The sequence below is a fragment of the Streptomyces sp. XM83C genome (genome assembly GCF_023072675.1).
In the GTDB taxonomy this organism is placed as follows: Bacteria; Actinomycetota; Actinomycetes; order Streptomycetales; family Streptomycetaceae; genus Streptomyces; species Streptomyces thermocoprophilus.
In genome coordinates this window covers 1-24,964 of record NZ_JALLGL010000019.1, presented here as the reverse complement: position 1 = coordinate 24,964, position 24,964 = coordinate 1, and the positions used below count along the sequence as shown (strand labels likewise).

Below are 24,964 nucleotides of genomic sequence, written 5' to 3'. Positions count from 1 at the left end.
CACGTCGGTACGGGGATTCCGGCGCGGTCGCCCGTGCGCTGCTCCGTCACGCGTGCGTGGTCACGCCTCCGCGCCCCCGGCCTCCCGGATCCGTCCCGAGTGCACGGCGTCCCGGGCCGGGGCCATCGCCCAGCGGATGCCCGCCGTGACGGCCGTACCCAGCGGTCGTACGCACAGGGCCTCCGCCACGGGCAGCCGGGGCAGCCACAGAGCCCGCGCGGCCCAGGGCGGCAGCAGCGCCACCGCGTTGGCGGCCAGCGCGCCGTACGGCAGGCGGGCCACCAGCGGGACGGGCGGGTCGAGCAGCAGATAGCGCGCGGTGCGGCGCGCCTCGGGCGTCCCCCGCAGCTCCGCACGGTAGGCGGCCAGGCGCTCCGCGAGCCCGGCCCGGTCCGTCGGCGGGTCCGGCACGCCCAGTTCCCGCGCGATCCGCGCCATGTCGGCGACGTACCCGTCGCAGCCGGCGGCGTCCAGCGGGCGGGCACCGTAGCGCTGGTGTGCGCGCAGGAAGCTCGCGACCTCCGCGATGTGCACCCAGCACAGCAGACGAGGGTCGGAGGCGGCGTACGGCCGTCCGTCGGGGGCGGTGCCCTGTACACGCGCGTGCACGGCCCGCACCTGTTCGCACGCCTCCCGCGCCTGGTCGGCGGGGCCGTACGTGGTGACGGCGAGGAAGGCGCTGGTGCGCTGGAGGCGGCCCCAGGGGTCGCTGCGGAACCCGGAGTGCGCGTCCACGGCCGCCATGGCGAGCGGATGCAGCGACTGCAGCAGCAGCGCCGACAGACCGCCGATGAACATCGATGCGTCACCGTGCACCCTGCGCACGGGCCGCTCGGGCCCGAACCATCGGGGGCCCGGCGTGCCGTGGATCCGCGCACGGTGGCGCACGCCGTCCGGTCCGGCCACACGGGCGAAGATCGCCTCGCCGATCCGGTCGCGCAGCGGCGCGGGATCCGGGACGAGCGTCATGAGGCACCTCCTGAACCGGGCGGCGACCCGACCGCCCCTGTCCATACTGCCCCGCCCGCCCCGCGCCCCGGGGGGCCTCGCGCCGGACCCGGTCACTCGAGACGGGCCACGGCCTCCTTCTGCAGCTGCACCGCTGCCAGCAGACTCAGCCGCGGTTCCGCCTTGCGCAGCGCCTTCACCGCGGAGACGGAGGCGATGTCCCCGGTGAAGCCGACCTCGGCGAGCCGGGACCGTACCCAGCGGGCGCGGACCTCGCCCGCGGACGCGGCGGCGGTCTCCTCCACCACGGCGAGGGCACGCTCCAGGCCCTCCCGCTGCGCGTCCGGAGCGTCGGTGAGAGCCTGCCGCAGGGCGGCCACGACGAGGTCGGAGTCACGGATGACCACGAAGGCGTCGGTCTTGTTCAGGAGTCCCGTGATGCCAGTCATGTCGATCATGCTCGTCGTCATCGGGGCTGCGCGCCAGGGCATTTGAGCAGCACCAGAGGTTGAGCCCGGCACTCGCGGCGCGATCCGCCGCCTTTCGGCCACCCGACACGCTTGTCGGCCACGCACTTCGCCGTCCGGTCATCGGGCACGCGGGCACGGCGACGGCCGCCCGGTGCGTCCGCCCCCGCTGCCCGGCCCGCCCGCGCGTCGGCCGCAAGCAGGCGGGTTCCGCACCCCATGGGGCCCTCCACGTTCCGCCGTCGGACGCCGCATCCCCGGCCGCGGGTGCGCGCGGAGCTACTGTCGGCGCCATGACCGACAACCCTTTGCGTTCCGTCACCGTCGAACGGACCGGCCCCGGCCGTTTCGTCGCCACCAACGTCCGGGGCGGCACCATCGCCTTCGGCGGCTCCTCTGACACCGGCACCGAGTTCACCCCGGTCGAGCTGCTGCTCGCCGCGCTCGGCGGCTGCACCGCGATCGACGTGGACGCCGCGACCGGCCGGCACGCGGAGCCCACCCGCTTCACCGTCGCCGTCACCGGCAACAAGGTCGCCGACGAGCACGGCAACCACATGACCGACCTGACGGTCACGTTCTCCGTCGCCTTTCCCGACGAGGACACCCCGGCGAACGAGCGCGCCCGCGCCATCCTGCCGAGGGCCGTCCGCTCCTCCCACGACCGCCTGTGCACGGTGAGCCGCACCGTGGAGCTGGGCACCCCCGTCACCGCCCGCGTGGAAGAGGCCTGACACCTCGTCGGAAGGCTCCGCGCACCCCCACCGCCGACAGCGCCCCACCTGCGAGGACGGGGCGTTGTCAGTGGTCGCCGGTACGTTGATCCATGTCCCGCCGGGTCCCGGCGAAGGGCTTCCCTCGTGCTGCAAAGGAGATGGTGCGTTGTCCGACTTCGAGAGGTCGAGCACGGCGCGGGTCGTCCCGCCCGCCCGGCCGCGCAAGCTCGCCAAGGTGCCGTTCGTGGAACTGGCCGACGGACGCCTCCAGGGCGTCGTCTCCAGCGGCTCCGACATCGAGCGGGTGTACGTCTCGTCGGTCGAGGCCGGGACGTACGCCTACGCGTGCAGCACCAACAACAACCGCCCCTGCGGCGGCGCCCGAGGCGGCTTCTGCAAGCACATCGGCGCGCTGATCACCGAGTCCGTCCTCCAGTACGGCGCCGACCGCGTCGCCCGCTACCTCCGCGTCGACGCGGCCGACGCCGCCGACGGCGAGCCGACCGCCCAGTCGCTGAACGCGGCCATGAGCGCGACCCGGCCCGCCCCGGCGGAGAGCAAGCCCGCCGCGTCCGTCTTCAGCCGCTTCCTGCGCCACCTCGCCTATCTGGAGCTGGCGGCGACCACGGCCCCGCTGCCGGAGATGCACTGGTTCCCGTCCACGAGGGCGGTGGCCTGATGCGCACCGACCTGCTCACCGCACCCGTCGACGGCCTGGACGAGGCCCTCGCCGCCGTCGACGCCTTCGACCGGACCCTCGTCGCGGGCCTCCTGCGACCCCGACCCGACCAGGCCGAAGGGCTGTTCGCCCTCGCCGACGCGGTCGCCGCGAGCCCGCTCGCCGCGAGGGTCGCCGAGGCCGCCGACAAGGCCGCCGCGGGCTCCGCCGGCGAGGACCACTTCGCCGCCCTGGCCGCCGCCCGCGCCGCCCTGCTCGGCGCCGCGCACGACGCGATCGCCGCCCGCGCCGACGAGATCACCGGCCGCACCCCCGCCGAGGCGCCCGCACCGGCCGGCCCCGCCGAACAGGCACCGAACCTGCTGGCCGCCGCCCGCTCCTGGCTGTGCGACCTGGCCCGCACCGGCTGGCAGGGCCTCGACCACGACGTGGTCTCCGGCTCCGCCCAGATCGTCTCCGCCATGCTCCCGGACACCGGGCTGCGCCGCCTCGCCGCCCTCCTCGACGGCTTCGCCGCCGAACTCGCCGCCTCCTGCCCGGGCACCGCCCTCGACCGGACACCCCTGCGCCGCTGGGCGGACCTGTGGACCCGCGGCATGATCCTCGCCCTGCCCGGCGCCGTACCCGGGCCGGGCGCCGTGACCCTCACCGGCCGCCTGCTGCCCCTCGGCACCGACCTGCACGAACACGCCACCGCCGCCCAGGCCCAGATACACGCCGTGTTCGAACCCGCCGACGGCTCCCCGCCCAGGCTCGTCCGCGCCTCCGTGTCCGTGCCGAAACCCGACACGGTCCTCGGCGCCGGTGTCTGGCAGCTGCTGCGCCCCCACATGAGCCTGCTGGCCGCCGCGGCCGAAGGCCTGTCCATGGACCTCACCGACATGCCCGCCACCACCGACGGCGACCTCGTCTGGCAGGACGAACACGCCCGGCCCGGCGAGCCCGTCGACCCGTTCGCCACCGCCCGCGTCGTCCTGCCCACCGCCCAGGACCCGGCCCCGGCACCCCTGGACCGCCACCCCGCGGCACTCGCCCGGCCCGTGTTCCTGGAGGGGTACGCCGCCGAACAGGACCCCGACACCGACGAGATCACGTTCACCCTCTCCGGTCAGCGGCTGCCCGTCGACACCGACCGGCTGCCCGTCGCAGGCCCCCTCACCCCGGACGCCGTGACCAGGTCCACCGCCTGCGTCGGCCTGCTGCGCTGGGACGACGGCACCTTCCGGCTCCAGCCGCTCGCCGTGGAGAGCACCGTCCGCAAGAAGACCGTCGCCCTGCACGCCGGCGCCTGGGCCGGCGGCACCACCGACAAGGCCGGGGCGAAGGCCGAGAAGGCCGCCACCGACGCCGTGGCCGTGCTGCGCGAACGCGCGGGAAGGCTGCTGCGCAAATGACCGACCACACCACCGGCGCGACCCCCGTGGCTCACGCGGACGAGAACCGCCGGCAGGTCCTGTACTGGCGGCTGCTCGCCCGCCTCTTCGACCCCGAAGAGCAGCCCGGCCTGGAGTCCGCCTCCCTCGCCGTCGTCGAGGACATCGGTCTGCCGCCCGCCCTGCTCGACCCGCAGACCTCGATCGACGCCGTCGTGCAACGCCACCCCGAACTCGCCGCGGAGTTCGACGGCCTGATGGTGCCCCGCCCCGACGAGGACGGCCGGGACCGGGCAGCCGAGGTGCGCCGCGCCGCCCTCACCTCCAAACTCCTGCTGAACGTCTTCGCAACCGGCAGCGGCACCGTCACCGCCGGACAACTCGCCCGCTGGCAGTCCGACGCCGGCTGGCTGGAGCGCGCCCTCGGCTGCGCACCCGGCGACCTGCGCGGCGGACGCGCCGGCCACGGCGGAGCGGGCGCCGCACCCGGCCGGGGAGTGAGCCCCACCGGCACCGGCGGCGGCCGGCCCACCCCCGACCTCGGCAACCTCCTGCCGGCCATCGGCCCCGAACTGGGCGCCCTCGAAGCCGACCTGGTCAAACGCATGCACCTGCGCGAGGTCCTCGCCGACCCGCAGCTCGCGGCACGGCTCACCCCGAGCATGTCCCTCATCGAGCAACTGCTGCGCGACAAGAACAACCTCTCCGGCGTCGCCCTCGCCAACGCCAAGGCACTGATCCGCCGCTTCGTCGACGAGGTCGCCGAACTGCTGCGCACCCAGGTCGAGAAGGCCTCCGTCGGCGCCCTCGACCGGTCCGTGCCACCCAAGCGGGTCTTCCGCAACCTCGACCTCGACCGCACCATCTGGAAGAACCTCACCAACTGGGACCCCGAACAGGAACGGCTCTACGTCGACCGCCTCTACTACCGGCACACCGCCCGCAAGACCACACCCCAGCGGCTCATCGTGGTCGTCGACCAGTCCGGCTCCATGGTCGACTCGATGGTCAACTGCACCATCCTCGCCTCCATCTTCGCCGGGCTGCCCAAGGTGGACGTCCACCTCATCGCGTACGACACCCAGGCCCTCGACCTGACACCGTGGGTGAACGACCCGTTCGAGACACTGCTGCGCACCAACCTCGGCGGCGGCACCGACGGCACCGTCGCCATGGCCCTCGCACAGCCGAAGATCGCCGAACCGCGCAACACGGTCGTGGTCTGGATCTCCGACTTCTACGAGTGGCGCTCCGAGCAGTTGTTCGAGTCGATGGCCGCCATCCACAGATCCGGCGCCAAGTTCATCCCCGTCGGCTCGGTCACCAGCTCCGGCCGCGGCAGCGTCAACCCCTGGTTCCGCGAACGGTTCAAGGACCTCGGCACCCCGGTGATCTCCGGGCACATCCGCAAGCTCGTCCACGAACTGAAGACGTTCCTCACCTGAGCGACGCGAAGCCCGCCGCGGCCGAGCCTCCCGCTCCCGCAGATCCGACACATCCGCCGGATCTCTCAGCTTTCCCGTACCACCGCACGTCCTTGTGCGTCCCCGAACGTTCCCGTACCGAAAGGCCTACCCATGTCCGACCTGCTGCGCGCCCCGGCCGAGATCAAGTACGCCGAGGAGCTGGACTGGCTGGAGTCCGTCGACGACAACCCCAAGCCGTTCTCCTGGCGGCTGTCGCCGAAGATGATCCGCCTGTTCATCCTGGGCTCCGAGCGCGCCGACGGCCTCGACCGGGAGATCTCCCAGAAGTGGTTCGGCGACCGCAGCATCGTCGAGCGCGCCATCGTCACCCTCGCCTCCGACCGCGGCCTGCTGCTGATCGGCGACCCCGGCACCGGCAAGAGCTGGCTGGCCGAACTGCTCGCCGCGGCCGTCTGCCGCAATTCCACCCTCGTCGTGCAGGGCACCGCAGGCACCACGGAGGACCACATCAAGTACTCGTGGAACGTGTCCATGGTCATCGCCAAGGGCCAGTCACGGGAGTCGATGATCCCCTCACCGATCATGACCGCGATGGAGTCCGGCCTCATCGGCCGCTTCGAGGAACTCACCCGTTCCACCAGCGATGTGCAGGACGCGCTGATCTCCATCCTGTCCGAGAAGTACATCTCCGTGCCCGAACTGGACAGCGACAACATCGTCTTCGCCAAGCCGGGCTTCTCCGTCATCGCCACCGCCAACAGCCGCGACCGCGGCGTCAACGACCTGTCGTCCGCGCTCAAGCGACGCTTCAACTTCGTCCGCATCCCCGTCGTCACCAACAAGAAGAGCGAGGCGGAGATCGTCCGCTTCCGCACCGAGGAACTGCTGCGCCGCCACCAGATCGAACTGGACGTGCCGCCCACCCTGCTGGACGTCCTGCTGCAGAGCTTCGCCGACCTGCGCGCCTCCGCCGCCGCGGCCGGCAGCGACGACGAGAAACTGGAGTCCGCCCTGTCCACGGCCGAGCAGATCGGCGTACTCGAGGACGCCATCCTGCACAGCAACTTCTTCGGCGAGCGCACCCTGACCGCCCGTACCCTCGCCTCCTCCCTCGTCGGCTCCCTCGCCCGGCGCGAACCGGAGGACCTGGCCATCCTCAACAAGTATCTGCACGGCGTGGTCGAACCCCGCAGCAAGGAAGAGGGCGGCTCCTGGCCGGAGTTCCTCGAGGGTGGCCGCGACACCATCGCCACCCTGTCGTGACCGCCATGAACGAGGGATCCTTCGCCGCCCTGCGCGGCCAACTTCAGGAAGCCGCGGCCGAGTTCGCCGACGGACCCGACGCCCTGGAGGGCATCCTCCTCGGCATCGTCGACGACGTGGACCGTGCCGTACGCGAACCGCTGGAGATCTTCCCGGTCTGCCACCACTCGCCCGCCTCGGCGCTCGCCATGGCCCGCCGGCTGCGCGAGAAGCAGCCCAAGGTGGTCTACCTCGAACTGTGCGAGGACATGGCGCCGCTCCTCACCGAACTGCGCAACTGCCGGCTCCCCGTCGCCGTGCAGGCGTTCGCGACGGAGGTCGACGGCTTCCCCACCGACTGGGCACCCCTGTCGGTGGTCGCACCCATCACGGAGGCGTCAGCCGAGTACCAGGCCATCGCGTACGCCCTGGACACCCCCGGCGTCGAGCTCGTCCTCGTCGACCGCTCCTCCGACCACGTCTTCCAGTGGCAGGAGAACACGGACCGCGCCTCCGGCCCGGACGACCCCGACGCGCCGCCCGCCGAGGAGGAGTCGGCACTGCACGGCGACGCCGTCGGAGTGGAGATCGGCGATCTGCGGCCCCGCTTCGCCGAACTGGAGGAGCATCTGCTGCGCCACGGCAAGGTGCGGCACTGGTCGGAGTGGTGGCACCAGTACGTCGAACTGCCCCTCGGCGACGCCGACCACGACACCTACCGCCAGGTCATGCTGCTCATCGGCAGCCTCTTCCGGCGCCTCGCCCCCGGCGAGGCGCACCGGGTCCGTGTCGACGAGGACCGCGAGCGGTACATGTGGACGCGGATGCGCCGGCACCTCGCCGACACCGGCACCGACCCGGCCGACGCCCTGTACGTGTGCGGCGCCTTCCACGCGGCCAGCCGCGTGGCGGAGTTCGGCGTGCACGGCACCGACACTTTCGAGATCACCCCGCCCACCGGCACCAAATGGCAGCACGGACTCATCCCGTCCAGCCACGCCGCGATCGAGGCGCAGTTCGGGCTCGCCGCCGGCTCGGTGTCCATCGCCGCGACCCAGTGGGCGAAGAACCTCAGACGCACCCGGGTCGAGCCGTACCGGCTCACCGGCCAGGCAGGCCGTGGCAAGGCCGCGAAGAAAACCGCTACGGCCCCCGCCGTCCCGGCCCCCGCCGGGCAGGGCCCCGCACCCGACCGGCTCACCGGGTTCCTGCGGCGCCCGCCCGTCCTGGACCGCCTCGACGAGGAGGAACTGCTCGGCTGGTCGGTGGAGATCGTCCGCGCCGCCCGCCGCAACGGCTATCTCGCCTCCACCGCCGACGCCATCGCCGTGTTCGAGACGTCCATCCTGCTCGCCGGGATGCGCGACCGGGCCAAGCCGACGCCGTACGACTTCCAGGACGCGGCGATCACCTGCATCGAGAAGGACTCCGTGCCGGGCCGGCGGGACGTCCGCCGGCTGGTGGAGATCATGCTCGGCGGCGACCGCGTCGGACAGGTCGGCTACGACGCCCTGCCGCCGCTCGCCCGGGACGTCCACGACCGGCTCGCACCGCTCGGCCTCAAGCTTCAGCAGCGCGGTGTGCAGCGCGCCCTGCTCGACATGGCGTCCCGGCCGGAGCTGGAAGCCTGCTCCGACGTGCTGTGGATGCTGCGCCGTCTGATGCCGCACGGTGCCGCCCGCCCGGTCATGGGCGAACGCCGCCTGGGGGAGCGTTCCGTCCAGGAGTCCTGGGACCTCGCCCTCGGCACCCACCAGCGCGCCCTGATCGAGCTGGGCTACGAGGGCGTCAGCATCGAGCAGGTCCTCGAACAACGGCTGCGCCGCACCGCGTACGGCCCGCAGGCCACCACGGCGAAGGTCCTCGAAGCCGTCGAGGACGCCACCCTGTACCTGCGCAGCCGTCGCCTCGCCGACGAGCTCGGCGGGCGGGCCCTGGAGGTCCTCGCGACCGAACGCAGTGTCGACGGCGCCCCCGAGGTGCTGCGCCGGGTGCGCGCCCTGCTCGCGTACTACCGCACCTCGGAGCCGTCCCTGCCCGCGTGGATCGAGTCCTTCGTCAAGACCGGTTACGCGCACTACTGCACCCTGCTGCCGACGGCGTTCACGGACGACGACGCGAGCGCGCGGCAGGTCGCCGCCATGCTGGGCTTCCTGTTCAGCATGGAGGGCCTCGCCCTGTCCCTCGGATGCGACCGCAGCCAGCTGGAGCTGGCCGTCGCCCAGTCGCACCCCGAGGACCCCGCGAAGACGGCGCTGCTGTGGGCGGCCAGAACCCACCTCGGCACCCTGTCCCGCGCCGACCTGCGCGAGCGCATCGCGCACCTGCTGGGCAACCCGCTGGTCGTCCCCGCCTACCCGCGCTATCTGAACGGCTTCCTGCACGCACTGGAGCCGGTGCCGGGGCTGGCCGACTTCGTCGTGGAGGCCGTCTCGCAGGCCTTCGCGGCGCTGCCCGATCCCGTGCTGCTGCCGTGGCTGCCGACCCTGATCAGCGGCCTCCGCGGCAGCGGCGCCGAGCTGGCACCCCTGCTGATCCGGGAGGCGGGGCGCGTCTTCCCGGCCCGGCTGGCCGAGCTGGACTCCTGGGTGCCGCCGTGGAAGGCCGAGCCCGCTCCCGCGCGACGCGCCGCGCGCGGCACGACCGGCCCCCGCGGCCTGCCGCTGCTCGCCGCCCACCCGGCGACCTGCGACGCGCTGGCGGAGCTGCTCGGCTGCGACGGCGGGTGGACGACGGAGGAGCCGGGGACACCGGCCGCGGTCGGCGCCGAGCTGCTCGCTCGCCACCCCGAGACCGCGCAGGCCCTGGAGCTGCTGCTGAGCACCACCTGACCGGGGCGCGCACCGGGAGCCTCCGCCGGCACTGCCGGGCGCGGAGGCTCCCTCGCTCACGCCACCCGGCCCGGCACCTGGCCGGGTGGGGGCCGGGGCCGGTCCGGCGTAGCGGGCGGGCGACGCGGGGCATGCCGGGCATGGTGGACCCATGATCGTGCTCGCCGTGTTCTTCGCCGTCCTGGGCGCCGCCAGCAACGCCGCCGGTACGGCCTTCCAGCGCAGGGCCGCCGCCGGCGTGGAGCGAGGCGGCGGCCTGGCGCTGCTGCGTGCCCTCGTTCGACGGCCCGCCTGGTTCGCGGGCATCGCGGGCGTCACCGGCGCCGCGGTCTTCCAGGCACTGGCCCTGGTCAACGGGCCCATGGCGCTCGTGCAGCCGGTGTTCGTCCTCGAGCTGCCGTTCGCCCTGCTGATCGCCGTTCCGTTGCTGCACCGGCGGCTGCCTCCGGCCGCGTGGCAGGCCGTCGCCGGTGTCGTGGCGGGGCTCGCGCTGCTGCTGGGCGCGGCGGCACCGTCCGGGACGAGACGGCAGGCGGCCACGGAGGAGTGGGTGCCGGTGCTGGCGGTCACCCTCGGTGTGATGGCCGCGGCCGTCGCCGTCGCGCGTGTCTCGTCCTCACCCCTGGTGCGGGCCGCGGTGCTGGCCGCGGGCGCCGCCACCGGCAACGCGCTGACCGCGGCGCTGATGAAGTCGGCGACGGGCCGGCTCGCCGACGACGGACTGCCGGCGTTCTTCACCAGCTGGCAGACCTACGGTTTCGCGCTCACCGGCGTCGCGGCGCTCCTGCTGCTGGAGAACGCGCTGCAGACCGGTCCGCTCGTCGCCTCGCAGCCCGCGCTGACCGTCGGTGACGCCTCGGTGAGCCTCCTCCTGGGCGTCACCCTTTTCGACGAACAGGTGCGCACCGGGTGGTGGCTGCTGCCCGCGGCAGCGGGTGCGCTGTTGATCGTCTGGGGGGTGTTCCGGCTGGTCCGCGTGGTGCCCCAGCTGGGCGATGTCGTGCACTGAACAGATCACCAAAGGGTGATCGCGGCGAGCGCGCACACAAGACATCGGGCTGACTCGGTTCAGTTGTGGTCGCCGGCCATGACGATGCGTCGGGCAGTCAATCATGTGTTGCGATCTGTCACTGGCTACGAGCTGCGCCGCGTGAAGACGCCCGGAACCGGCGGTCGGCCGGCGAGCGCTTCCGTCCGGCCCGCGACTGCCCCGCCTGCCGCCGAGCCGAAGCCCCAGCGGGAGTTCCCGCACGACTACGACGACGCGGTCAAGGCCACCGTCCGCGCGGTCGAGCCGTACACGATGACCTCGCCCGAGAAGCTCAACGCACTGATCCACTCGGTGCGTCATGTCGTCCGCCACCGAATTCCCGGTGCCATCGTCGAGTGCGGCGTATGGCGCGGCGGCAGCATGCTCGCGGCGGCCAGAACTCTCACCGAGGTCGGCGACATCAGCCGCGAGCTGCACCTTTACGACACGTTCGTAGGGATGAGCGAGCCCAGCGAGCAGGACCGCCGGCACGACGGCCGCAGCGCCGCCGAGATGCCCGCCGCCAGCCCCCGCAGCGCGGGCGTCCGGGCGTACGCCTCGCTGGAGGACGTCCAGGAGACGATGCGGCAGACCGACTGTCCCGCCGACCGGATCCACTACCACCGAGGCAAGGTCGAGGACACCGTCCCGGGGAACGTCCCGGACCGAATCAGCATCCTGCGTCTCGACACCGACTGGTACGAGTCGACCCGGCACGAGCTGAGGCACCTGTGGCCGCGGCCGGTGCCCGGCGGTGTCCTGCTGCTCGACGACTACGGCTGGTGGGAGGGCGCCAAGCGTGCCGTCGACGAGTGGCTGGAGGAGTCGGGCGTACCGCTGCTGCTGCTCCGCATGGACGAGGGCCGGGTTGCCGTGAAACCGCCCGCGACCTGGGACCACGACGCCTGACGGCACGCCGCACCGACGCGGGCCCGACGCCCTCGAGGGTGCCGGGCCGCGGTGTTTCCTGAGCTGTTGCGGCGTCATCGGCCCGGTGCACAAGGCGGTCCCGGTGATCCGCTGGACCCGGTGGCGGCCCGTCTGCCCGGTCCGGGCCGCTGGGCCGCACGATGCGTCATCGGCTCTGCCGCCCCGGCTTCGAAAGATTCGCCGAAAGATTCGAGTGTTACGCATTCAAAAAGGATCTGCATTCGGAGATCGGCGCCGAACCTCGGCCGTGACAACGACAGTCAACCTCCGATGAACTGCGTAAATGGTCCAACTGCCGCTCCTCTCCCGGCGATTGGCGTTTCGTAATTCACGTCGAAAGTATTGACAGTTGACAGGGGCAAGCCAAAACTGACCCACCACACACCCCGTCCACCTCAAGGACGATGAGGAGGAGAACCCGTCCATGCATGACGCACCCGCACCCCCGACGCGCCCGAGGCGCGTCCGCTTCGCATGGCTCAGCCAGTTCCGCATGCTCATCAGCAGCGCCTGCACGCTGCTCCTGGTCGGCATCGCCGCCCTGACCCTGCCGGGCACCGCGCAGGCCGACACGACCGTCACGACCAACCAGACCGGCACGAACAACGGCTACTACTACTCGTTCTGGACCGACTCCCAGGGCACCGTCTCCATGAACCTGGGCTCCGGCGGCAACTACAGCACGTCCTGGTACAACACCGGCAACTTCGTCGCCGGCAAGGGCTGGGCCAACGGCGGACGCCGCACCGTGAGCTACTCCGGCTCCTTCAACCCCTCCGGCAACGCCTACCTGGCGCTGTACGGATGGACCTCCAACCCGCTCGTCGAGTACTACATCGTCGACAACTGGGGCACCTACCGCCCCACGGGCACCTTCATGGGCACCGTCACCAGTGACGGCGGCACCTACGACATCTACAAGACGACCCGCTACAACGCCCCGTCCGTCGAGGGCACCAAGACCTTCGACCAGTACTGGAGCGTCCGGCAGTCCAAGCGGACCGGCGGCACCATCACCACCGGCAACCACTTCGACGCCTGGTCCCGCGCGGGCATGCGCCTCGGCAGCTTCAACTACTACATGATCATGGCGACCGAGGGCTACCAGAGCAGCGGCAACTCCAACATCACCGTCGGCGACGCGGGTTCCGGCGGTGGCGGCACCGGTGGCGGCACCGGCGGCGGCACGGGTGGCGGCACGGGTGGCGGCACGGGTGGCGGCGGCGGTGGCTGCACCGCGACGCTGTCGGCGGGCCAGCAGTGGGGCGACCGGTACAACCTGAACGTCTCGGTGTCCGGTTCCAGCAACTGGACGGTGACGATGAACGTGCCGTCGCCGGCGAAGGTGCTCGCGACCTGGAACGTCAGCGCGAGCTACCCGAGCAGTCAGGTGCTGGTGGCCAGGCCGAACGGCAACGGCAACAACTGGGGTGTGACCATCCAGCACAACGGCAACTGGACCTGGCCGTCGGTCTCCTGCAGCGCGAGCTGACCCGGAAGCGCTGAAGGAGACCCGATGAGAATCCGCAAGAGAAGCGGAGCGCGCACCCTGCGCTCCCTGGTCACGAAACTGGCCGTCCTCGCGATGACCGCAGCAGCAACCGCAGGCACCCTGACCGTCGGCACGGCCGCACCCGCGCAGGCTGCGACCTGCAACGGGTACGTCGGACTCACCTTCGACGACGGCCCGTCCGGCAACACCGGCGCTCTGCTCAACGCGCTGAAGCAGAACGGCCTGCGCGCCACCATGTTCAACGAGGGACAGTACGCCGCGAGCAACCCGTCCCTGGTGAAGGCGCAGGTCGACGCGGGCATGTGGGTCGGCAACCACAGCTACACCCACCCGCATCTGACCCAGATGAGCCAGGCCCAGATCGACTCGGAGATCTCCCGCACCCAGCAGGCGATCGCGTCGGCGGGCGGCGGCACGCCCAAGCTGTTCCGTCCGCCGTACGGGGAGACCAACTCGACGCTGAAGGCGGTCGAGGCCAAGTACGGCCTCACCGAGATCATCTGGGACGTCGACTCGCAGGACTGGAACAACGCGAGCGTCGATGCGATCGTCCAGGCGGTCGGCCGGCTCAACGACGGCCAGATCATCCTGATGCACGACTGGCCGGCCAACACCCTCGCCGCGATCCCGCGGATCGCGCAGGTGCTGGCCTCCCGCAACCTGTGCGCCGGCATGATCTCCCCGCAGACCGGCCGGGCCGTCGCCCCCGACGGCAGCAGCGACGGCGGCGGTGGCGGTGGCGGCGGCGGTGGCGGCACGAGCTGCACCGCGACGCTGTCGGCGGGCCAGCAGTGGGGCGACCGGTACAACCTGAACGTCTCGGTGTCCGGCTCGAACAACTGGACGGTGACGATGAACGTGCCGTCGCCGGCGAGGGTGCTGGCGACCTGGAACGTGACCGCGAGCTACCCGAGCAGTCAGGTGCTGGTGGCCAGGCCGAACGGCAACGGCAACAACTGGGGTGTGACCATCCAGCACAACGGCAACTGGACCTGGCCGACGGTCTCCTGCAGCGCGAGCTGAGCGGACCGCCGGCACACGGAACAGTGCGCAGCGGCGCGGCGGCCCCACGGGACCGCCGCGCCGTCCTCGTCTCAGGGCAGCCGGTGGTTCTTCTCGAGCATCGCGCCCGCCTCGGGACGCGGCTGGTCGTAGCCGCGCGCCGGCGTCTCCTGGGACGGCGTCACACCGGTGACCGGGTCAGGCCGGGATGCGGTCGTCCCCGTCGGGGTCGTCACCGGAGGGTACGACGGACACGGTGACGGTGGGACCGGTGTGCGCTGCCTGCCCCGCGTCGCCCCGGCCGGTGGCGGCGCCCGCGGCTCCGGCGACGGTGCCGACCCCGAGGCCGGCGGTGATCAGGGCGGTTCCCGGCAGAAGTGCGGGCAGCCGTCGTGGACTCGATCGCATGCGTGCTCCTGCGGGCAGCGGTGATGATCAGCCGTACAGGTCCGGTCCGGTTCGTGCGGGGAGCAGCCCCGGCCCGTGCCGCGCGCCGTCAGCTCCAGACGCACGTACCGGGCCGTACGCCGAGCGTCTCGGGCGCGGTCATGGCGAAGGTGCCGGGCGGTCCGGTCTCGGTGACGATGTACGGCTTGGGGCAGCCGCCGTCGATCCGGTCCTGGCGGACCCCGGTCGCGCGGCGAGGTCACCCGCCGCGCCGTCGAGGCCCGTTCCCGCCCAGCGGATGCCGGCGTCGCGGAACTCCTCGGTGCCTGCCACGGCAGGAGTCTGCGCCCCCGGCGCCGCGACAGCACCCGGAATGCGGGTGCGCGGGGGCGGAGACGGCTCCGGCCGCCGCCGGGGCACCGAAGCGACCCCGACGGCGGCCGGAATCCTTCCGCCGTCCTCGAGTTCAGGCGAGCGCGGGCTGCGCCTCCGTCTGCCGAGCCGGTGCGGACACCGGCTCCCACTGGCGGGTGGTGCGCACATAGGCGTAGATCACCGAGCCCATCGCCAGCAGCAGAAGCGGCCCGAACACCCACGGCAGGCGGGCCATCTGCATCGGCAGGAAGCGGTAGGACAGCAGCAGCGCGGTGAACACGACGGTGCCGTACGCCACGAACAGGATGCCCGCGCGGTCCCAGCCGCGGGCCAGGGCACGCATCCCCGCCTCGATCGTCAGCGCGAACACCACACCGGCGATGAGGTCCACGCCGTAGTGGTAGCCGAAACCGAGCGTCGCACCGAGCGTCGCGATCAGCCAGAACGTGCCGGCGAACCGCAGCAGGCGCGGGCCCCGGCGGGAGTGCACGAAGATCGTCGTGGCCCACGCGGTGTGCAGACTGGGCATGCAGTTGCGCGGGGTGATCTCGTCGAACGGCACGGCGTGCGGCGTCTGGAGCGCAGGTACCGTGTCCGGCCAGAGGTTCGCGAGGGCCCAGTGGCCGCCGTCGGCGCCGTAGACGAAGATCGGACCGACCGTCGGGAAGATCATGTAGATGCCCGGGCCGAGCAGACCGATCGCGAGGAAGGTCCGCACCAGATGGTGGCGGGGGAAGGCGCGCTCCGCGGCCACGTGCCGCAGCTGATACAGCGCGATGACCACCGCGGCGACGGCGAGCTGGATGTACACATAGTCGAGGACGTGCTCGCCCACCGTGCCGGACGCCCGCACGAGACGGCCGACCAGCCATGACGGATCGCCCAGCGCCTTGTCCGCGACCGCCACGTACGGGTCGAGGACCGTGGGGCGGGTCTTGGAGGTGATCAGCAGCCAGGTGTCGCCGGTCTTGCGGCCGGCCACCAGCAGCAGGCCGAGACCCACACCCTTCAGCAGCAGCACCCGGTCCTGCCCGGACCGCCGGGTCAGGGCGATCACCGCACACCCGATGATCACCAGCAGCGCGCCGTTGCCGAAGGCGTGCCCATGGGGCGACTTGATGTCGAACGTCCATCGCACGAGCGCGAAGACCAGGTCGATGCCGACCGCGGCCCCGGCGGCGACGAACCGCTCCCGCCGGTTCAGCACCACCATCATCAGCGCCATGCTGGCGTACAGCAGAGGTCCGGACTTGGGGGGAAAAATCACCTCCCGGACCTGGTTGGTGATCGGCCCGCGGACACCGTAGTGCCGGGCGGCGATCTCCAGGGCGACAAGGAACCCGAGGGTCACCACGCCCGCCGCGATCCACAACGCGGTTCTTCGGTCGGTCCGCGGAAGCTCCCGCGATGTCTGCGATATCAATTCATTCAGCCGATTTGTCGGATTTTGGGTTGAACGCTATGGGTTCGATCATGCTAGCGGAGCCGCGCAAGAGGCCGTGAGGGGTCGCGGAAGCCGCCCCGGCGACCACGTCACACCCCGCCGCAGCCGACCGTACGCACACGATCTGTCGCGCACCGTCACCGTCAACGGCCCCCCGGACCTCACCTGTCGGGCACAACGGGCGGCCCGCCGCCGTGCCGCGGCACCGCCGGCTACAGGGCCCGCGCCACCAACAGCGCCACGTCGTCGTGGTCGTCGGGGTGGCGCAGGCCGTACAGCAGCAGATCGCAGGTCTCCTCCAGCGGCCGTCCCGGCTCGTCGAGGAAGCCCAGCATCGTCTCCAGCCGCTCGTCGATGGGATGCTGCCGGGTCTCCACCAGCCCGTCGGTGTACAGCACGAGCAGATCCCCGGGCAACAGCTCGACCGTGGCGGTGTCGAACCGGATGCCGCCCACGCCGAGCGGCACACCGGACGGCAGCTCCACCAGCCTCGGCGGGTCCCCGGCACGCGCCAACGCGGGCGGCATGTGGCCCGCGTTGGCGATTCGGCACAGCCGGGTCCGCGGATCGAACACCGCGTACAGACACGTCACGATGTAGTGCTCCAGATCACACGTGATCTTGTCCAGATGCTGGAGCACCTCGCCCGGCTCCAGATCGAGATCCGCGTAGGCGCAGGTGGCGGTGCGCAGCCGGCCCATCGTGGCGGCGGCGTCGATACCGTTGCCCATCACATCGCCCACCACGAGCGCCGTCTTGTCGTCGGCCAGCGGCAGCACGTCGTACCAGTCGCCGCCCACCTCGCTCGTGGCCTGCGCCGGCTGATAGCGGGAGGCCAGCTCCAGACCCGTGTGGTGCGGCGGATGGTCGGGCAGCAGACTCCGCTGGAGGGTCAGCGCCGAGTTGCGCACGCTCTGGAACCAGCGCGCGTTGTCGATGGCGATGGCCGCCCGGCTCGCCAGCTCGCCCGCCAGCACCACGTCGTCCTCGTCGAACGGCACCGGATTGCGGGTCCGTTTGAGGTCCAGCGCGCCGAGCACCTCACCGTGCGCGATCAGCGGCACCGCGAGATACGAGTGCACCCCGGCCCGCGCCAGCAGCCGCGCGGCCTCCGCGTCCCGCGCGATCCGCGGCAGATCACCCTCGTCGACATGGCGCACCAGCACCGGGCGGCCCGTGTGGACGCACAGGGTGACCAGCCGGTCGCCCTCGTACGCGGCGAGTTCGCCGGGCGCGTCGGCGGCGCGCAGCGCGACGGTCGGGTGGGCCGCCTTCAGCGCGAGCGCCCGGAACAGCTCCGGGCCGCTGTCCGGTTTGCGCACCCGGCGGCAGGCCAGTGCCGAGTCCAGGATGTCCACGGCGACCACGTCCGCGAGTTCGCGGCTGGTGATGTCGGCCAGTTCCGCAGCGGTCCGCTCCACCTCCAGCGTGGTACCGACCCGCGTCGACGCGTCGGCGATCAGGGCGAGCCGGCGGCGGGCCCGGTCCGCCTCCGCGGCCACACGGTGCCGCTCGGTGACGTCGACGACGGAGGTCGCCGCGCCGAGCACCCGCCCGGCCGGGTCTTCCAGCCGGTAGAACGACAGCGACCAGGCCCGCTCCTGCTCGGGATCGGAACGGGACCGGCCCACGTGGTACTGGTCGAGCAGCGGCGTTCCGGTGGCGAGCACCTGCCGCAGCGCCGACTCCACCGTGTCCACGTCCGGAAAGGGCATCGTCTCCCGCAGATGACGGCCGACATGGTCCTCGGCGGGAATGCCGTCGATACGCTCCAGCGCCGGATTCACCAGCACATACCGCAGATCAGGGTCGAGCAGTGCCAGACCGATGGGGGACTGGTTGATCAGCCGCTCGCACAGTGCCAGATCGGTCTCGACACGCTGGAGCAGCCGGTGGTCGGCGGCCAGACCGAGGGCGTACACGTCCCCCAGGTCGTCCAGCAGCCGCATGTTGCGGAACTCCATCAGCCGCGTGGTGCCGTCCTTGTGCCGCACCGGGAACGCGCCGGCCCAGCTCCGGCCGGTCTCCAGGACCTCCGTGAACAGTTTCAGGACCGCTTGCAGATGCTCCGGGTGGATGATCAGCCGGGCCGCCGGTTTGCCGAGCGCCTCCGCGGAGGAGTAGCCGAACAGCTCCTCCGCCTGCGGCGTCCAGAACACGATCCGGCCCTCCGCGTCCAGGACCAGCGCGGCCACGCTGAGCACGTCGAGCAGGGACGTCTGCCGCGCCGCCCCGGAGTCGTACGCCTCGGGGACCCGCTCACCGGAACGCCCGCCGCCGGGCAGCGCGTCGCCGATGCGCGGGCCGCCGAGGCGCGCGTCGCCGGGGTCGCCGGGGCGGGGGGCGTCCGGGCCCTGGTCGTCGAGGTGGCCGCCGGGGTGCGCGTCGCCGGGGAGGGGGCCGCCGGGGTGTCCGCCTCCGGTGTCCGGGGCGTCGGAGGGCCGGTCGCCGCCGCGCGGGCCGCCGCTGTGCGGCTCGTCGTCGGGCGGGAAGGATTCGGCTGTCATCCGTGGGCCTCCTTAGCGGGCCGACCGGCGCACCGTCCCCCTCCGGGGCCGCCCCGAGGGGCTGCTTCCATGCTCCCCCCGTTCCGCCGGGCCGTGCACATCGGCCCGACAAGCAGCACCATAGGCGTGTAGGTCCGGTGGCACCCCCACCGTGCAGTGGTTCCAGCAAGTCCGGTTCCGGTCGACGGCAGGACTCATGAATCCGGTGCGAAAAGGGTCCGACCCGCCCCTGTCGGCGGGAGCGCGTGACCTGTTCGACGCGTCCTCGGACGCGGCGGCCGTGCTGTCCGCGCGCGGCGACGTCCTCGGCTGGACCCGCGCGGCCGAGGACCTCCTCGGCTACCCCGCGTCCGAGGTCGTCGGCCGCCCCGCGATGTCCCTCGTCGCGCTGCCCGGAGACCCCGTGCGCGTCGCCGGCATCGCCGAGCGCTGCCGCAACGGCATGGGCTGGAACGGCAGCGTCCCGCTCCGGCACCGCGACGGCCGCAGCATCGACACCGACCTGAGGGTCTCCGCCTCCTTCGGCATCGGAGACGACGAGTGCTTCCTGCTCTCGGCCCGCGAGAGACAGCTGCGCTGGACGGTCGGCGAGTCGGTCCTCGACGGCTTCCTCACCCGCTCACCGGCCGGCATGGCGGTCACCGACCGGCAGCTGCGCTACGTATGGCTCAACGACACCCTGGAACGGCTCGGCGGCGTCCCCCGCGAGCAACGGCTCGGCCGGCGCCTCAGCGAGGTGCTGCCCGGAATGCGGACCGACATCATCGAAGGGCTGATGCGCAAGGTCCTGGAGACCGGCGAGCCCGTCACCGACTACGAGTACGTCGGCTGGAGCTGGTCCGACCCGCACCGCCGGCACGCCTACTCCACCTCCTTCTTCCCGCTGGTCGACGGCGACGACAGCATCAGCGGCGTGTGCTACATGGTCATGGACGTCACCGAGCGGTGGAACGCCCGCCGTCTGCTGTCGCTGGTCAGCGAGGCCGGCACCAGCATCGGCCGCACCCTCGACGTGTCGCGCACCGCCCAGGAACTGGCCGACTTCGCGGTGCCGCGCTTCGCCGACTTCGTCGTCGTCGACCTGCTGGAATCCGTCCTGAACGGCGAGAGCCACGGAGCGTGGTCCGGCGACACCGGCCGGGCGGGGCCACGGCCGGTGCTGCGCCGCTCCGGGATGAGCTCGGTGCGCCGGGGCTGCCCCGAGGCCACCGCCCGCATCGGCGAACAGGTCGACTCCTTCCCCCTGCCGCGCGATCTGAGCCGGTTCCGCAGCGGAGAGCCGATCCTGATCCCGGCCCTGGACCCGGACAGCGACCTGTGGGCCGGACCGGCCACCGCGGCCGACGTCATCCGCACCTACGGCCTGCACTCCCTGCTGTCCGTGCCGCTGCGGGCCCGCCGCACCACACTCGGCCTGGCCACCTTCGTCCGCTCCCTCGACCCCGTCCCGTTCGCCCCCGACGACGTCCTGGTGGCGCAGCAGATCGTCGCCCGGGCGGCCCTGTCCGTGGACAACGCCCGCCGCTACACCCGTGAGCACGAGGCCGCCGTCTCCCTCCAGCGCAGCCTCCTGCCGCTCGCCCAGAGCGGCGGCACCGCACTGGAGGTGGCCTCCCACTACCTGCCCGCCGAGCCGAGCGGCGGCGTGGGCGGCGACTGGTTCGACGTACTGCCGCTGTCCGGTGCCCGCGTCGCACTCGTCGTCGGCGACGTCGTCGGACACGGCATCGCCGCCGCCGCGGCCATGGGCCGGCTGCGTACGGCCGTGCAGACCCTCGCCGACATGGAGCTGCCGCCCGCCGAACTGCTCGCCCACCTCGACGACCTGGTGCTGCGGCTCGGCGACGAGGACACCCTCGACGGCGGCCGGGCCCGCGGCGCGTCCGCGTTCCTCGGCGCGACCTGCCTGTACGCCGTGTACGACCCCGTCAGCCGCCGGTGCGCCATGGCGCGGGCCGGCCACCCGCCGCCCGTCGTCGTCGAACCGGACGGCCGCGTCCGCTTCCCCGCGCCGCCGGCCGGCCCCCCGCTCGGTCTGGGCGGCCTCGGCTTCGAGACCCGTGAGATCGAACTGCCGCCCGGCAGCCTCTTCGGCCTGTACACCGACGGCCTGATCGCGGGCGCCGGCCGGGACGTGGAGGACGGCATGACCCGCCTCGGCAGAGCACTGTCCCGGCCGGAGACCGACCTCGCCACGCTGTGCCGCGAGGCCGTCGAGGAACTGGTGCCCGGCCCCCAGCCCGACGACATCGCCCTGCTCCTGACCCGCACCCACCCCCTGAGCCCCGACCGGATCGCCACGTGGGACGTCCCCGCCGACCCCGCTGCCGTCGCCACCGTCCGCGCCGCCGCCACCCGGCAGGTCGAGCGGTGGGGCCTGACGGAGCTGGCCGTGCCGACGGAGCTGATCGTCAGCGAACTCGTCACCAACGCGATCCGCTACGCCACCCCGCCGTTCCGGCTGCGCCTCCTCCGCGACGCCCGACTGACCTGTGAGGTCTCCGACAGCAGCAGCACCGCGCCGCGACTGCGGCATGCCCGCACCACCGACGAGGGCGGTCGCGGCCTGTTCCTCGTGGCCCAGCTCGCCCACCGCTGGGGCGCCCGCTACACCCGCGACGGGAAGATCATCTGGGCGGAGCAGGAACTCCCCTGACCGGCACGCCGATCGTCTTTCCGGCCCATGGCGTCGTAACGGCGGACCGTCCCCGCCGCGTGCACCCCGGTCGACGGCACGGCCACCCGTGGCTTCCGGCCCGCCGCCCCTCTGCCGCAGCCGCTTCCCGGCGCGGCCTCACCCCCGCAGCGACGACAGCGCCGCCTCGACCCGGTGGACCGCCTCCGCGGGCGTCGAGGCGTGCGGCGACAGCCTCAGCGAGTCGTCGCGCACCGTCGGCGTGGCACCCTCGGCGTGCAGCGCCTTGCCGACGAGGGACGGATCGACGCCGGGCACCGTGAACGCCAGGATGCCCGCCCGGCGCCGGGGGCCGGCGGGCGTCAGCACCCGGCCGCCGTGCCGCTCCACCGCCTCCGCCAGTTCCGCGACCCGCGCCGCGATCGCGCGCTCGATCGCCGCGACCGTGTACCGCTCGACGAGGCCGAGGGCGGCGGCGAACGCGGTCGCTGTCACAGGGCTCGGATGGGTCACCGACCAGCGGCCCGCGTCCGGCGCCGGCGGGTGGTCCACGCCGTCGAAGCGACCGGCGTCCTCGACACCCGTCCAGCCGGTCAGCACGGGCTCCAGCCGTTCCAGCGCCCGGTCGGACAGGGCCGCGAAGCCGGTGGCCCACCCCGAGCGGAGCCATTTCTGGCCGCCCGCCACCAGCACGTCGGCGGCGCCCCACGCCATCTCGGCCACCCCGAACGCCTGGATGCCGTCCACGATCAGCAGCCGGTCCGGGCCGATCGCCTCCCGCAGTGCCGCGAGGTCGGCGCGGAAACCGCTGCGGAAATCCACCGCGCTCACCGACAGCGCGACGACGTCCGCGGTCAGCGCCTCGCGCACCAGCTCCGGGGTCACACCGCTGCCCGGCTCGGGGTCGAGCCAGCGCGGCACCGCACGGTCCAGGGCCATGGCGCGCCGCCACGGGTAGTGGTTGGCGGGGAAGTCGGTGCGCGCCGTGAGGACGACGCCCTCGCGGATGCCGAAGGCCGCGTGGAACAGGCCGATGGAGGTGTTCGGCAGCAGCACGGTGTGGGCGGCGTCGGTGCCCGCGAGCCGCGCGGCGCTCTCCCGGGCCTCGGCCTCCGCCCGCATCAGCAGGTCCACGGTGGTGTGGTCCGCGCGGGCGGACGCCTCCATGGCCCGCGCGGTTGCGGCGACGACCTCATGTGAGGGCGGGCCGAACCGGGCGAAGTCCAGGTATCCGGCGGGCGTGTCGAAGTGAGCGGCGTGCCGAACGGGGAGGGCTCGGGTCCTGTGCGGGGCACGGGGTCCCGGCACAGGGTCCCGTGCGGGGCACGGGGTCGATCCTCACGGCCGGGCTGCCCGACGCGCCCACCGAGTCACGGCATCTGACCAGTTCCGCCCCTCCGGCGCAAGAGACCGCCGGTCGCAACCGGCGCGACCCCCGAGGACGCGGCTCCTCACGCCCATTTCTGGTGCGGGATGTCCTCGCAGGGCAGGGAGCGCAGGCCTGCCGTGGCGTCCGTCAGGCAGCGTCCGGTGACCGTGCTGCGTACGGGCACCGCCTCGTCGTCGCCCCGCGGTGTGGTCCAGCGCTGGGCGGTCGAGTCCCCGCAGGGCTCGGTGCGCGGCCCGTTGCCCGTGTCGCTGATGCAGCGGCCGGTGGCGTGGTTGCGGATCTGCCGCGTGCCGTCGGGCAGGGTCCGCAGGGTCCACCTCTGGTACGGCAGTCCGTTGCATCCGTAGGTGCGCAGGCCGTGTTCGAGGCTGTCGTCCATGCAGGCGCCTGTGGCCCGGTTGACGAAGATGCGTGTGTCGCCCGGCGAGCGGTGGCTGGCCTCGCCGAGCACGGCGGGGCCCTGGGCCTGCGGCGCGAACGGGGTGTGCGGTGCGGTGAACAGGGCGACCGCCGCACCGGCGGAGAGCCCCGCCACCGCGCCGGCGACCGCGAACGCCCAGCGGCCTGCGAACAGCCGGCGCAGCCGCCCCGCCCTCGTGGCCGGCTCCTGCGGCGCGGTCTCGGCCACGGTGACGACGGTGACCGGCACCGCGGGCTCACCGTCCGGCGCCACCGCGCTCCCCGGCGCAGGGGCGCTCACGGGCGCCGCCGCCACGGCCGGCGCGGGCACGTGAGGCACCTCGGGGCGCGTCCCGTCGGCGGCCTCCCACAGCCGCCGGTACTCCATGGGATCGGCGCCCATGGCCCGGCAGAGATCCCGTACGGCGTCCCATGTGGGGACGGTGTCACCGCGGAAGTAGCGAGAGATGGAGGAATCACTGATCCGCACCTGCTGTTCCAGGGCCCGCAGGGTGCACCCCGATCGCTGCTGGAGCGCCCGGAGGGCCGCCCCGAGCCGCTGTGCCGGCGTGAGGCTGTGTCGTCGCGGATCGGTCATCGGCATCGGCAGGTCCGTCCTTCCGCACGGGCTGTCCCGGCGGCTGCTCCACGTCCTGGGACGGGGCCGTCCCAGCAGGTCAGGACTGTATTTATGCCGATATCGAAGGAGCAAGCGGAACGGTGACGCCGCAGGGTGATCTTTTCCCGCAGAGTCGATTCGCCTGTCCCGCGGTTCACTCGCCGGGGTGCCTCCCGCGAGCTGCCCGTTGACCTCGCGCCGAGGCGGTGCGGTGGTGACCGGTCCGCACAGGGGGCGGGCCGGGTGCGCGCCGGGGGCACGCACCCGGCCCTGCCGGGGTGAGAGTGTGTCAGTCGCCGTACTGGACCGGACGGTAGGCCTTGTACTCGCTGCCCGCCTTCAGCCCGTAGGTCAGCGTGCGGTGGTCGGTGCCGTGGCCGCCGCGCTGCTCGTACGCCGTGTAGGAGCGGTGGGCGTCGTCGTTCCACTTCTCGAAGATGACGACGTGCCGGGTGTTGCTGTCACCGATGGCGTCGATGACGAGGTCACCGGGGCGCAGTTCGTTCATGGAGATCGGCCGGGTGATGTTGCGGTTGCCGGCCAGCCCCTTCGTGTTGGTGCCCGGCTTGGCCAGGCCCAGCGCCATGGAGGCGTAGCCGGAGCAGTCCTGGCGGTAGCCGTCCTTCCACACCTTCGACTGGCTGTACGGCACCTGGCGCCCGTTGTTCGCGGTGAGCCAGGTCGCGGCGCGCCGCAGGGTCCGCTCCCGCGAGCCGGGCTGCGGCGCGGGCTGCGGGCCGGGGGCCGGGCGGACGGGAACGCCGGGCAGCCGGTCCTCGGGGATGTCGACGGCGACGACGGTGAGGAACCCGGTGACGGGCTGCGTGATGTGCGCCATGAAGGTGGAGCAGGCGCTGCCCTCGCACACCCTGCGGCCGGTGTCGACCTGGTAGTCGGCGGTGATGCGGTCCTGCCCCGGAGCCGACTTGTTGATCATGCCGACGGATGCGGAGTCGATGTCCGGGGTGGCGTGCACGACCCAGCGGGTCCCCCAGGTGGGGAACGACGCCTCTGCCGCCTGTACGGCGGGTGCCGGGCGGGACTCGGCGG

At 72.8% G+C, this 24,964-nt stretch carries 19 protein-coding genes; 11 read left to right on the top strand and 8 right to left on the bottom strand.

Going from position 1 to position 24,964, the window contains the following annotated elements; translation table 11 throughout:
- Window positions 1-60: 60 nt before the first annotated feature.
- Window positions 61-969: an oxygenase MpaB family protein gene (locus tag MTQ10_RS04275; protein WP_247462363.1), complete on the bottom strand. Its 909-nt coding sequence runs from the start codon at window positions 967-969 to the stop codon at window positions 61-63.
- A gap of 92 nt (window positions 970-1,061) precedes the next feature.
- Window positions 1,062-1,397, bottom strand: a complete 336-nt coding sequence (locus MTQ10_RS04270) for a hypothetical protein (RefSeq protein WP_247462361.1) — start codon at window positions 1,395-1,397, stop codon at window positions 1,062-1,064.
- A gap of 311 nt (window positions 1,398-1,708) precedes the next feature.
- Here MTQ10_RS04270 and MTQ10_RS04265 point away from each other — a divergent pair, with 311 nt between their 5' ends.
- The 10 genes from MTQ10_RS04265 (at window position 1,709) to MTQ10_RS04220 (ending at window position 14,179) form a co-directional block, all read left to right on the top strand.
- Window positions 1,709-2,149, top strand: coding sequence for an OsmC family protein (locus tag MTQ10_RS04265; RefSeq protein WP_247462359.1), 441 nt, complete (start codon window positions 1,709-1,711; stop codon window positions 2,147-2,149).
- 148 nt (window positions 2,150-2,297) lie between these two features.
- Window positions 2,298-2,810 carry a hypothetical protein gene (locus MTQ10_RS04260; RefSeq protein WP_247462357.1) on the top strand — a complete coding sequence of 171 codons (513 nt, stop codon included), beginning with the start codon at window positions 2,298-2,300 and terminating at the stop codon, window positions 2,808-2,810.
- Window positions 2,780-4,204: a hypothetical protein gene (locus tag MTQ10_RS04255; protein ID WP_247462387.1), complete on the top strand. Its 1,425-nt coding sequence runs from the start codon at window positions 2,780-2,782 to the stop codon at window positions 4,202-4,204. Before MTQ10_RS04260 ends, MTQ10_RS04255 begins: the two co-directional genes overlap by 31 nt.
- Window positions 4,201-5,628 carry a vWA domain-containing protein gene (locus MTQ10_RS04250; protein WP_247462355.1) on the top strand — a complete coding sequence of 476 codons (1,428 nt, stop codon included), beginning with the start codon at window positions 4,201-4,203 and terminating at the stop codon, window positions 5,626-5,628. The genes MTQ10_RS04255 and MTQ10_RS04250 overlap by 4 nt, the downstream gene beginning before the upstream one ends.
- Before the next feature lie 132 nt (window positions 5,629-5,760).
- Complete coding sequence (locus MTQ10_RS04245) at window positions 5,761-6,873, top strand: ATP-binding protein (RefSeq protein WP_247462354.1); 1,113 nt, start codon at window positions 5,761-5,763, stop codon at window positions 6,871-6,873.
- A 5-nt stretch (window positions 6,874-6,878) separates the two neighbouring features.
- Window positions 6,879-9,683 carry a DUF5682 family protein gene (locus MTQ10_RS04240; RefSeq protein WP_282611766.1) on the top strand — a complete coding sequence of 935 codons (2,805 nt, stop codon included), beginning with the start codon at window positions 6,879-6,881 and terminating at the stop codon, window positions 9,681-9,683.
- A 151-nt stretch (window positions 9,684-9,834) separates the two neighbouring features.
- A complete protein-coding gene (locus MTQ10_RS04235; RefSeq protein WP_247462350.1) occupies window positions 9,835-10,692 on the top strand; it encodes a DMT family transporter in 858 nt (285 codons plus the stop codon).
- 78 nt (window positions 10,693-10,770) lie between these two features.
- The gene (locus tag MTQ10_RS04230) at window positions 10,771-11,622 is read left to right on the top strand and encodes a TylF/MycF/NovP-related O-methyltransferase (protein ID WP_247462348.1); all 852 of its coding nucleotides are present in this window, start codon (window positions 10,771-10,773) and stop codon (window positions 11,620-11,622) included.
- A gap of 514 nt (window positions 11,623-12,136) precedes the next feature.
- On the top strand, window positions 12,137-13,135 hold the full coding sequence (locus tag MTQ10_RS04225; RefSeq protein WP_247462385.1) for a glycoside hydrolase family 11 protein: 999 nt from the start codon (window positions 12,137-12,139) through the stop codon (window positions 13,133-13,135).
- Between the two features lie 24 nt (window positions 13,136-13,159).
- The gene (locus MTQ10_RS04220) at window positions 13,160-14,179 is read left to right on the top strand and encodes a polysaccharide deacetylase family protein (protein WP_247462337.1); all 1,020 of its coding nucleotides are present in this window, start codon (window positions 13,160-13,162) and stop codon (window positions 14,177-14,179) included.
- Between the two features lie 177 nt (window positions 14,180-14,356).
- Here MTQ10_RS04220 and MTQ10_RS04215 read toward each other — a convergent pair whose 3' ends face one another.
- From MTQ10_RS04215 to MTQ10_RS04205, 3 genes are all read right to left on the bottom strand, one after another.
- The gene (locus tag MTQ10_RS04215; protein WP_247462335.1) at window positions 14,357-14,566 is read right to left on the bottom strand and encodes a hypothetical protein; all 210 of its coding nucleotides are present in this window, start codon (window positions 14,564-14,566) and stop codon (window positions 14,357-14,359) included.
- A 445-nt stretch (window positions 14,567-15,011) separates the two neighbouring features.
- Entirely contained in the window at window positions 15,012-16,292 is a 1,281-nt protein-coding gene (locus tag MTQ10_RS04210; RefSeq protein ID WP_282611768.1) for a phosphatase PAP2 family protein, read from the bottom strand.
- A 284-nt stretch (window positions 16,293-16,576) separates the two neighbouring features.
- On the bottom strand, window positions 16,577-18,871 hold the full coding sequence (locus MTQ10_RS04205) for a SpoIIE family protein phosphatase (RefSeq protein ID WP_247462332.1): 2,295 nt from the start codon (window positions 18,869-18,871) through the stop codon (window positions 16,577-16,579).
- A gap of 196 nt (window positions 18,872-19,067) precedes the next feature.
- Here MTQ10_RS04205 and MTQ10_RS04200 point away from each other — a divergent pair, with 196 nt between their 5' ends.
- Entirely contained in the window at window positions 19,068-21,527 is a 2,460-nt protein-coding gene (locus MTQ10_RS04200; protein ID WP_247462330.1) for a SpoIIE family protein phosphatase, read from the top strand.
- 138 nt (window positions 21,528-21,665) lie between these two features.
- Here the strand turns inward: MTQ10_RS04200 and MTQ10_RS04195 are convergent, their stop codons facing one another.
- The 3 genes from MTQ10_RS04195 to MTQ10_RS04185 form a co-directional block, all read right to left on the bottom strand.
- Window positions 21,666-22,673 carry an aminotransferase class V-fold PLP-dependent enzyme gene (locus MTQ10_RS04195; protein WP_247462328.1) on the bottom strand — a complete coding sequence of 336 codons (1,008 nt, stop codon included), beginning with the start codon at window positions 22,671-22,673 and terminating at the stop codon, window positions 21,666-21,668.
- 284 nt (window positions 22,674-22,957) lie between these two features.
- Complete coding sequence (locus tag MTQ10_RS04190; RefSeq protein ID WP_247462326.1) at window positions 22,958-23,899, bottom strand: RICIN domain-containing protein; 942 nt, start codon at window positions 23,897-23,899, stop codon at window positions 22,958-22,960.
- Window positions 23,900-24,203: 304 nt separating this feature from the next.
- On the bottom strand, window positions 24,204-24,964 hold a 761-nt coding region (locus tag MTQ10_RS04185; protein WP_247462324.1), incomplete at its 5' end, for a hypothetical protein.